This window comes from Streptomyces sp. NPDC097619 (genome assembly GCF_040302735.1).
Lineage (GTDB): Bacteria > Actinomycetota > Actinomycetes > Streptomycetales > Streptomycetaceae > Streptomyces.
In genome coordinates this window covers 1-9813 of sequence record NZ_JBEOSD010000223.1, presented here as the reverse complement: position 1 = coordinate 9813, position 9813 = coordinate 1, and the positions used below count along the sequence as shown (strand labels likewise).

At 73.2% G+C, this 9813-nt stretch carries 8 protein-coding genes; 5 read left to right on the top strand and 3 right to left on the bottom strand.

Annotated features, from left to right (window positions below; translation table 11 throughout):
- Window positions 1–126: 126 nt before the first annotated feature.
- Window positions 127–1713 (bottom strand): aspartate aminotransferase family protein, encoded by a 1587-nt coding sequence (locus ABTZ17_RS34400; RefSeq protein ID WP_352199743.1) that lies wholly within the window; start codon window positions 1711–1713, stop codon window positions 127–129.
- 217 nt (window positions 1714–1930) lie between these two features.
- Between ABTZ17_RS34400 and ABTZ17_RS34395 the strand changes: the two genes are divergently transcribed.
- Window positions 1931–2464, top strand: a complete 534-nt coding sequence (locus ABTZ17_RS34395) for a flavin reductase family protein (RefSeq protein WP_352199742.1) — start codon at window positions 1931–1933, stop codon at window positions 2462–2464.
- Between the two features lie 201 nt (window positions 2465–2665).
- Here the strand turns inward: ABTZ17_RS34395 and ABTZ17_RS34390 are convergent, their stop codons facing one another.
- The gene (locus ABTZ17_RS34390; protein WP_352199741.1) at window positions 2666–3508 is read right to left on the bottom strand and encodes an NAD(P)H-binding protein; all 843 of its coding nucleotides are present in this window, start codon (window positions 3506–3508) and stop codon (window positions 2666–2668) included.
- A gap of 64 nt (window positions 3509–3572) precedes the next feature.
- Window positions 3573–4736 (bottom strand): acyl-CoA dehydrogenase family protein, encoded by a 1164-nt coding sequence (locus tag ABTZ17_RS34385; RefSeq protein WP_352199740.1) that lies wholly within the window; start codon window positions 4734–4736, stop codon window positions 3573–3575.
- 565 nt (window positions 4737–5301) lie between these two features.
- Between ABTZ17_RS34385 and ABTZ17_RS34380 the strand changes: the two genes are divergently transcribed.
- The 4 genes from ABTZ17_RS34380 to ABTZ17_RS34365 all read left to right on the top strand — a co-directional run.
- Complete coding sequence (locus ABTZ17_RS34380) at window positions 5302–5709, top strand: DUF427 domain-containing protein (RefSeq protein WP_352199739.1); 408 nt, start codon at window positions 5302–5304, stop codon at window positions 5707–5709.
- Between the two features lie 368 nt (window positions 5710–6077).
- Complete coding sequence (locus ABTZ17_RS34375; RefSeq protein ID WP_352199738.1) at window positions 6078–7652, top strand: AfsR/SARP family transcriptional regulator; 1575 nt, start codon at window positions 6078–6080, stop codon at window positions 7650–7652.
- 208 nt (window positions 7653–7860) lie between these two features.
- Complete coding sequence (locus ABTZ17_RS34370) at window positions 7861–9405, top strand: acyl-CoA carboxylase subunit beta (protein ID WP_502994963.1); 1545 nt, start codon at window positions 7861–7863, stop codon at window positions 9403–9405.
- Window positions 9406–9443: 38 nt separating this feature from the next.
- Window positions 9444–9813: hypothetical protein (locus ABTZ17_RS34365; RefSeq protein ID WP_352199736.1), on the top strand; the 370-nt coding region annotated here is incomplete at its 3' end.

The window sequence follows — 9813 nt, the reverse complement described above, 5'->3', positions numbered from 1 at the left end:
GCAGCGGGGTGTCCGGGCGGCCGCGGGACCCCGGCCGGGTCCGTACCGCGGGGCGCGGGGTACGGGACCGGCCGGGGTGCGGTGCCCGCGCGTCCGGCCCGGGCGGGTGCCGGGCCGGACGCGGGCTCAGGCGGCCTCGGCCACACCGGTCAGCCCGGCGCCGTCCTGGGCGCGGAACAGTTCGCAGACCGCGCGCAGGGCCGTCTCCAGGCGGCCGATCTCCTCGTCCGTGAGGTAGAGGGAGGGCTCGAACCGCAGGGTGTTGACGGAGCTGGCGGTGGGGAAGGTCCGCAGCCTGTGCTCGCGCATCAGGTACCCGGCGATGGTGTAGCCGAGCAGCGGGGCGGCCTCGCGGATGGCGGCGGACCCCGAGGCGGACTGGTCGCGGAACTCCAGGCCCTGCATGAGGCCGCGGCCGCGGATCTCCTCGACCTGGTCGGGGTAGTCGGCGCGGACGGCCTCCAGGGCGCGGCCCAGGGCCTCGCCGCGGTCGCGGATGGTGGCGTAGGCGGCGCCGCCGTCGGCCTCCAGGAGCTCCAGCACCCGCTTGGCGATGAGGGTGGAGAAGGCGTCCTTGGCGAAGGTGGAGCTGTGCACCAGCTCGAACTCGGGCCGGTAGCGGGACTGCCGGGTGAGCATCACGGAGGTCTTGGCGATGCCGCCGCCGAGGCTCTTGGCCAGGGCGTAGTAGTCGGCGCGCAGGCCGGTGGCGGCGCTGGCGAGGAAGTCGCCGCTGCGGCCCATGCCGCTCTGCACCTCGTCCACGATGACGGGGCAGTCGACCTCGTCGGTGATCCGCTGGATGGCCTGGGCGAACTCGCGGGTCAGGACGTGGATGCCGCCCTCGCCCTGGATGGGCTCCAGGACGAACGCGCAGAACACCGGGGCGTTCCGCTCGGTGACGGTGACGGTGCCGTTCTCCACCGTGAAGGCGAAGACGGTGCCGCGCTGGTCCTCGACGGCGGCCTTGAGGGCCTCGGGGTCGCCCGCGGGCACGAAGCGGGCGGGGGCGGCGAGGGTGGAGAAGGGGGCGCGGTAGCCCTCGTTGTGGGTGAGCTGCACGCTGCCGACGAGCTTGCCGTGGAAGCCGCCCTCCAGGGTGAGGAAGACGGGGGCGCGGCCGAGCTGCTCCTCGTTGTGGCGGGAGGCGGCGGCCGCCAGCGCCTCGAAGCCGGTGGGGCCCTCCTGGGTGGGGGCGCCGACCAGGCCGAAGGCGTACGGGGCGACGGCGGCGCCCGCGGCGACGGCCTCGCGGGCGGCGGCCAGGTCGGCGGCCAGCTCCTCGCGCAGGGCGGCGACGCGCAGGCCGCGGTCCAGCTCGGCGTGCTTGATGGCGGCCTCGACGGCCTCGGCACCGGTGTTGGCGAAGATCGCGTGGAAGTTGTCCTCGGTGGCGAGCTCGCGCTGGAGGATGCGGGTCAGCGCGAGGGCCACGTCGTTGGCGTAGGGGTGCCGGGAGAACTGCGCGTGGATCGGGGTGCCCGCGGCGAGCAGCTCCTGGGCGTATCCGGTGATCTCGGGGTGGTTGTGCCCGAGGATGAGGGAGCCGTAGCCGCCCGCGAAATCGAGGACGGGAATCTCGTTGCCATCCTCGCCGCGGTAATAGAGGGTGTTCCTCTCGGCGCGTATGTAGTCGACGTCGAGTCCGACCGAAGACAGCCAGCCGAGAAGATATGGTTCGGCAAGCTCCGGCTCGCTGGAGACGGTATTCATGTCACCCCTTACCTGGTTCCGAGTGATGTCCGAGTGAAGTCCTGGAGAATCAGCGCGAGCCTACCGGGGCGGGCCTCACCCCCCATAAATCCCGCCTCACGGACCGGTCATCGGAGGAGGTGGCGAAGGGCTGCTGAGCAGCCAGTTACTCGTCGGTTTCCAGGGCGCCCGTTTGCCCCTTTACTGTGCCTTGCATGGATTACATGAAAGGCATGGCATGAATTCCTCCACTGATGTAGCCGTTTCCCGGGGACCGGCCGCCGAGCCGGCCGCGCTGCGCGACGTCATGTCGCAGTTCGCCACGGGTGTCACCATGCTGTCCGTCGGCGGTGACCACATCCACGGCATGACCGCGAACGCCTTCACCTCGGTCTCGCTGGACCCGCCGTCCGTCCTGGCCTGCGTCGCGCACAGCGCGGTGATGTACGAGGCCATCACGAAGGCGGGACACTTCGGTGTCTCGATCATGGAGGCGAACCAGGAGGGCCTGGCCCGCTTCTTCGCCGACAAGAAGCGCCCGTTGGGGCCGGGGCAGTTCTCCGGGGTGGACTGGGTGCCCGGTCCGCGCACGGGCGCCCCGCTGCTGGAGGGCGCGCTGGCCTGGCTGGAGTGCGAGGTCTCCGAGGCGTACGAGGTCGGCGACCACTCGATCTTCATCGGGGACGTGGTCGGGGCCAGTCGTGGTGACGCGGGAGAGGGCCTGCTGTTCTTCAGCGGCGCCTTCCAGCGCGCCCCGCTGCCCGCGCGCTGAGCGTTCGCCCGTCGGCGGTCCGCGCCGCCCTTCCGCCGGTACGGCGGGGGCGGGCGGACCGCCGGTGGGCTCCGGGGGTGCGGACACCGGAGAGAGCGCGGACCGGCACCGCGTCGGGGAGGAACCCGGCGCGGTGCCGGTGTCGTGGGGGCCCGGGCCGTCGCGCGGTGCGCGGGCCCGGGCCTTCGCGCGTTCGGCCCGTCAGAGGTCCCAGACCCCGCGCAGGGCGGCGTCCTTGACGAAGTCGTCGAAGTCGCGGGGCTCGCGGCCGAGGACCCGGCGGACGGTGTCGGTGGGGGTGTCGTTCTTGCCCTGTCGGATCTGGCCGACGAGGTCGGCGAGGAAGACGGCGTAGTCCCCGGGCACGTCGTAGCAGACGAGTTCGTCCACGTAGTCCCCGTGCGTGACGGGGGTGTAGCGGATCTCGCGGCCGGTGGCGTGGGCGATGGTGCCGACGGCCTCGGCGAAGGTGAGGGCGCGGGGGCCGCTCAGTTCGTAGGTCCGTCCGGCGTGCCCGTGGTCGAGGAGGGCCGCGACGGCGACGGCGGCGACGTCCTCGCAGTCGACGAAGGGTTCGCGGCCCTCGCCCGCGGGGAGCGGGAGTTCCCCGGCGCGCAGGCATTCCAGGAGGACGCCCTCGTCGAAGTTCTGGAAGAACCAGTTGGGGCGGAGCACGGTCCAGTCGGCGCCGGACTCCTGCACGGCGCGTTCCCCGGCGATCAGGAGCTTGCCGCCGACCTCGTCGGTGACCCGGGCCTGGAGCAGGACCAGACGGCGCACGCCCCGGTCCACGGCGAGGGCGGCGAAGTCCCCGATGCATTGTTCGGCGTCCCAGCAGCCGGGCCGGTCCTGGGCGTCGACGAGGTAGACGGCGTCGGCGCCGGTGAGGGCCGGTTCCCAGGTGTCCGGGTCATCCCAGTCGAAGCGGACCGGCGAGGTGCGGCTGACGGTGCGGACGGCCGCCCCGCGGTCCCGGAGGCCGGCGGCCACGCGCCGCCCGGTCTTTCCGGTGCCGCCGAGCACGAGCACGTTCTTGTCGGTCATCGCGGTGGACTGCCTTCCTGCTTGCGGGGGTTGCGGGGGGCCGGGGACGGGGGGCGGCGGTCGGTCACAGGAAGGGCGTGTCGGGGGCGAGGCCGAGGAGGGCCCGGCCGTGCACCTCCTGGTTGGTGTGGAAGGTGAACAGGGCGTGCTGGGCGAGTCCCTTGAGGTCGCGGTGGAAGCGCTGGAAGGGCTCGTCGTGCAGGATCACCGAGGCGCCGGCGGCCTCGTACAGCCCGTCCACGGCCTCCTTGACGAGCTGGACGGCGTACCCGGCCCGGCCGCGGGCGGCGGCGCGTTCGGCGGGGTCGGGGGCGGTCCCGGCGTCGGCGTGCTCCTGGAGGCGGCGCAGCCAGCGCTCCTGGAGGGCCTCGGCGGCCTCGATGCGGTTGGCGGCGACGGCCACCTGCACCTGGGTGACCGGGGAGAGCCGCTGGTCGGTCCAGGAGGTGTAGGTGATGCCGCGGCCGGGGAGCCGGTCGAGGAACAGCTCGTAGGCGCCCTTGGCGATGCCGAGGTAGGCGGCGGCGCCCAGGGCCATGAAGAAGGGTACGAAGGGGTAGTCGTGGCCGGTGGCGCCGGGGCCGGTGCCGCCGAGCAGGTCGCCGAGGCCCAGCACCCGGTGGGCGGGGACGGTGACGGCCGTGGCGGTGACGGTGGCGGAGCCGGTGGCGGCGCCCGCGGCGGCGTGCCAGTCGTCGGCCACGGTCAGTTCGGAGAAGGGCACCAGGGCGGCGTACGGCAGCGGGGTGCCGTCGGGGCCGGGCAGGAGGGCGGCGAGCAGGGCCCAGTCGGCGCCCTGGGCTCCGGAGATCCACTTCCAGCTGCCGTCGAGGAGGTAGTCCTCGCCGGAGGGGGCGAGGCCGCCGGAGGGGGTGAAGCCGGTGGAGACCTTGACCGAGCCGCCCGCGTACACCTCCTCCTGGGCCTGCTCGGAGAAGAGGCCCGGCACCCAGGCGCTGGAGACCCAGATCATCGAGACCCAGCCGGCGGCGGAGTCCCCGCGGGCTATCTCGCCCAGGATCCGGGAGCGTTCGGCGACGGTGGCGCCGAGGCCGCCGTGGCGGCGGGGCACGGCCAGCCGGAACACGCCCGCCTTGTCGAGGAGCCGGACGGTCTCGTCGGCGATCCAGCGGCGCTCCTCGGCGGCGCGTCCGCTCGCACGGAGCGCCGGAACCAGGGCGGTCACCTCGTCGAGGACCGCTTCGGCACCGTTTTCGGTCCTGGTCATCCTGCCTCCTCAGCAGTTCCACAGGTGGATTTCCTTTGCCGTGACGACCGTGTGAAAGGTCCCCGGCAAAAGGTCGGCGATAGCTTCACATCCTTCCTGACGGCAGCTCATATCGAAGTCATCGAATTGTCTGCCCGATTCCGGTGGAGGGCGGGTTATTCGCGAGTGAGCGCGGGGTGAGCCACGGCCTGGCCGGGGCGGCCGGGCCGTGGCCACAATGGCGCGTACCGGCCGGTGGGGCGGGTCGGCCGGGCGGCTCGCACGGGGCTCCGGCCGCCGCGCGCCGGATCTTCGACGCCGTCAGAGCGGCGGCCGGACCCCGTCCGTCCGCTCCTCCGCGGCGCGGTGGGGCGGACTTCCGGAATTCTCCGGGGACCGTCATGAATTCCTCTGGAGAACGGGGGAAGGCGCGCCGGAAGGTCCGGACGCCGGACCGAAAACAAATCCGGTCCACCGGTTTCCACCACACCGTCCGGTCGCACCGGATATACAGGGGGAGAACGGCGGGCGGTGCCTGCGGCGCACGCCGCAAGCCGCAAGCCGACGGAAGCGAAGGGGAGACGCCGTGTCCGAGAAGAGGACGGGCCACCGCGTGGCGGTGCTGCCCGCCGAGGACCTGCTGGTCGAGGTGCGGATCGGCGGACTGCCGGTGGCCTCCTCGCGGCGCCCGGTGCTCGTGTACGAGACCGGCATGCCGGTGCGGTACTACCTGCCCCCGCAGGACGTGGACCTGTCGCTGTTCTCCGGCACGGCCACCGAGACCAGCTGCCCCTTCAAGGGGACGGCCTCCTACTGGGCCTTCCACGGCGGCGCCCCGGCGGCCTCGGCCGAGGGGCCGGGGACCGAGGTGGCCTGGTCCTACCAGCGGCCCCTCGACTCGGTGGCCGCCATCGGCGGGCACCTCGCCTTCTACGACGACCGCGCGGAGATCACGGTCACGGGCGAGCCGCCCGTCCCGGCCGGGCGCGACTAAACCTACTGGCGAGTCTGTTTGGCTTCGGAGGGTCTGCTCTCCACCCGCCCGACCCGCTGTTTTCACCTCGACCACCCCTAGCGTCGGCGCCTCACCCTCCTCACGCCGACACCTCCGAAGGGCCCGGACACTCCCCCTTGTCCGGGCCCTTCGGCCTGCCTTTTCCCCGGACGACGCCCGGAACCCGGCCCGAACGGGGGCGACTCGGCGGCGAACGGGGACACCCGGTCACACCGGCGGAGGGGGGCCCGAGCGGGACGACAGCGGTACGGACCGTCGGACTTTTGACAAACCGGTCTGCCGGTTTGTAATCTCCGGCAGGTATGTGCTCGGCTGGCTGCACGACTGGGGGAGTTATGCACTTTAGGATGCTGGGTCCGCTGGAAGTCATGTCCGGCGGCCGGGTCGTACCGCTCGGGGGGATCAAGCAGCGGGCCACCCTCGGGTACCTGCTCCTGCAGGCCAACCGGGTGGTGCCCACGAGCCAGTTGCTCGGTGCCCTGTGGCAGGCCGAGAACACCCCGGCCACCGCCCGCAAGATCCTCCAGAACGCCGTCTGGGGGCTGCGCGGCATCCTGGCCGACTCCGCCGCCGACGCGGAGCAGCCCGCCGAACTCCTCACCCGCACCCCGGGCTACCTGATCCGGGTGGACCCGGACCGGGTGGACCTGCACGTCTTCCGCCGCCAGGTCCGCGAGGGCCGGGACCGGCTGGCCGCCGGGGCCCCCGAGGACGCGGTCCGCCTGCTCTCCGGGGCGCTGCGGCTGTGGCGCGGCCCGGTGCTGGCCGATCTGGTCGAGAGCGGCACGCACTGGCCGGAGCTGACGGCCGTGCAGAACACCCGGCTTGCGGTCCTGGAGGACTACTTCGAGGCCAAGCTGCGCTGCGGCCAGCACCACGGGGTGCTGGACGAGCTGGAGTCCACGGTGGAGTCGGAGCCGCTGCGCGAGCGCAGCACCGGGCAGCTGATGCTCGCCCTGTACCGCTGCGGCCGGCAGGCCGACGCCCTGCGCGTCTACCACAGGATCCGCAACACGCTGGTGGAGGAGCTGGGGCTGGAGCCCGGGCACGAACTCCGCAGGCTCCAGCAGGCGGTGCTCACCCACGACCCAGCCCTGGACCTGTCGGCGGGCGGCGGCGCGGTGACCCTGACGGCCCCCGCCCCGTCCCCCGTACCGGTGCCCGTACCGGCCGGCCCCGGCGGTGCGGCCGGCCTGTCCGGGCCGCGCGAGGAGCGCCGCCGCGCCCTGGCCGTCGTGGACCAACGGCGCCGCGCCCACGCCCCCCTCGACGGGCGGCAGCCCGCCGCCGCGGCGACCGTGCGGGTGCCCGGGCCGCGCCTCTTCCAGCCCTCCGGCCAGCTGGTGACGGAGCGGCAGAACCTGAGCGTGCTCCTGGTGCAGCTGCGGCTCGGCCCGCACGACCACGGTGCCTCCATGGCCTCCACCGACGAGATGCTGGAGCGCGCCGGCTCCGTGGCCCGCGGCCTGATCGAGCGGCACGGCGGGGAGGCCGTGTCCTCGATCGGGACAGTGTCCCTGGGGCTGTTCCGCCCCGCGCCCGGGGAGCACCCGGCGGCGCGGGCCCTGCGGGCCGCCGGGGCGCTGCGGGCCCGACTGGGCGGCGGGCCCGGGGACGGGCGGGGTCGTCCCGCGCCGTGGCAGGGGTTGACCCTGCACGCCTCGGTGGCCACCGGGCAGGCCCTGGTGCGCTTCCGGCCCGGGGAGGCGGCACCGCTTTCGGTCAACGGCGCGCTGCTGGACCTGTGCCAGCGGGTGCTGGCGCTGACCCCGCCCGGGCAGATCCACGTGTGCGCGGCGACCAGCGCGGCCACCTCCGGGATGGCCGAGTACCGGGCCTCCGAGGGGCCCCAGCCCAGCTGGCGGGTGCTGGGCATCCTGCCGGACGGGGCGGCGGCGACGGCCGGGGTGCGGGCGGTCTGAGCCCGGCGGGGCGTCCCGGCGCGGCCCCGGGGCGCCCCGCGGCAAGAGCGGTTCAAGCCGGTCTCCAGGTGGCTTTGAGCGGGATTTCCGAGGATGGGGCGGTCTGCCGCTTCGGTGGGCGCGAGGACGGCAACGCCCCCGCTTTCCGGAAAGGAAATCAATGAGCATCACCGAGACCGGGCCGTCTGCTCCGCCGGCCCCCGTGACGATGGACTCCCGGATCACGGAACTGGCCGAGCTACGGGAGCAGGTGCTCGCCGGTCCCAGCCGTCAGGCGACCGAGGCGCAGAAGAAGAAGGGCAAGCTGACCGTCCGGGAGCGGCTGGAACTCCTCTTCGACAAGGGCACCTTCACCGAGACCGAGCCCTTCCGGCGGCACCGCGCCACCGGCTTCGGCCTGGAGGGGAAGAAGCCCCACAGCGACGGGGTCGTGACCGGCTGGGGCCTGGTGGAGGGCCGTACGGTCTTCGCGTACGCCCACGACTTCCGGATCTTCGGCGGGGCGCTGGGCGAGGCCCACGCCCAGAAGATCCACAAGCTGATGGACCTGGCCGAGAAGGCCGGAGCACCGGTGGTCGGGCTCTGCGACGGCGCCGGTGCCCGCATCCAGGAGGGCGTGACCGCCCTGGCCGGGTACGGCGGCATCTTCCAGCGCAACGTGCGCAACTCCGGGGTGATCCCGCAGATCAGCGTGATCATGGGTCCGTGCGCGGGCGGCGCGGCCTACTCCCCCGCGCTCACCGACTTCGTGTTCATGGTGCGCGGCACCTCGCAGATGTTCATCACCGGCCCGGACGTGGTGCAGGCGGTGACGGGCGAGCAGATCACGCAGGACGGGCTCGGCGGCGCCGACGTGCACGCGGGCACCTCGGGCGTGGCGCACTTCGCGTACGACGACGAGGAGCACTGCCTGGAGGAGGTCCGGCACCTGCTGTCGTACCTGCCCGCCAACAACCGCGAGCTGCCGCCCGCCGAGCTCGCCGACGACCCGGTGGACCGCCGCAACGAGTGCCTGGCGGACCTGGTGCCGGCGGACCCGAACCGGGCCTACGACATGCGCAAGGTGATCGAGGAGATCGCCGACCACGGCGAGTTCTTCGAGGTCCACGAGCTGTGGGCGCAGAACATCATCTGCGCCCTGACCCGGCTCGGCGGCCAGGTGGTGGGCATCGTGGCGAACCAGCCGCAGTCCATGGCGGGCGTGCTGGACATCGAGTCCTCCGAAAAGGCCGCGCGGTTCGTGCAGTTCTGCGACTCCTTCAACATCCCGCTGGTCAGCCTGGTGGACGTGCCGGGCTTCCTGCCGGGCGTGGACCAGGAGCACAACGGCGTGATCCGGCACGGGGCGAAGCTGCTGTACGCGTACTGCAACGCGACGGTGCCGCGGATCTCGCTGGTGCTGCGCAAGGCGTACGGCGGCGCGTACATCGTCATGGACTCCCGCTCCATCGGCACCGACATCGCGCTGGCCTGGCCGGTCAACGAGATCGCGGTGATGGGCGCGGAGGGCGCGGCGAACGTGGTCTTCCGGCGGGAGATCGCCGCGGCCGAGGACCCGGACGCCACCCGGGCCGCGCGGATCGACGAGTACCGCGAAGAGCTGATGCACCCGTACTACGCCGCCGAGCGCGGTCTGGTGGACGACGTGATCGACCCGGCCGACACCCGTTCGGCCCTGATCGGGGCGCTGGCGATGCTGCGCGGCAAGCACGCCCCGCTGCCCACCCGCAAGCACGGCAACCAGCCGCAGTAGCGCGGCCGGTCCAGGAGCTTTGAGGAGAAGGAGCACCGATGGCGATCAAGGCGGTACCGGCGGCGGGCACGGTGGTGGACGGGGTGGACGCGGCCCCGGCCCTGCTGGCGGCCCAGTCGTGGAAGCTCACGAAGGGGCAGCCGAGCGCGGAGGAGGTCGCGGCGCTGGCCGTGGTGCTGTCCGCGGTGCTCTCGGCCCGGACGGCGGAGGCGGTGCGGGAAGCGGAGCAGGAGTACGAGGCCCGCTGCCGTTGGACCCCCTCGGCGGCCCAGCGCCGCGCGGCCACCTCCTGGGCGGCGCCCGCGGCGCCGAGCTCTTCCCGGACCTGTCCGTGCTCGTGGCCGACGACGAACACCTTCAGGACATCGGCTACGTCCGCGACGGCGCCAACCGCCTGCACGCCTACGT

Bases quoted from the DNA above. Each gene is read 5' to 3' on its own strand.
- ABTZ17_RS34370 (WP_502994963.1), top strand. From the start codon at position 7,861: ATGGACTCCCGGATCACGGAACTGGCCGAGCTACGGGAGCAGGTGCTC.
- ABTZ17_RS34395 (WP_352199742.1), top strand. From the start codon at position 1,931: ATGAATTCCTCCACTGATGTAGCCGTTTCCCGGGGACCGGCCGCCGAG.
- ABTZ17_RS34375 (WP_352199738.1), top strand. From the start codon at position 6,078: ATGCTGGGTCCGCTGGAAGTCATGTCCGGCGGCCGGGTCGTACCGCTC.
- ABTZ17_RS34390 (WP_352199741.1), bottom strand. From the start codon at position 3,508: ATGACCGACAAGAACGTGCTCGTGCTCGGCGGCACCGGAAAGACCGGG.
- ABTZ17_RS34400 (WP_352199743.1), bottom strand. From the start codon at position 1,713: ATGAATACCGTCTCCAGCGAGCCGGAGCTTGCCGAACCATATCTTCTC.
- ABTZ17_RS34385 (WP_352199740.1), bottom strand. From the start codon at position 4,736: ATGACCAGGACCGAAAACGGTGCCGAAGCGGTCCTCGACGAGGTGACC.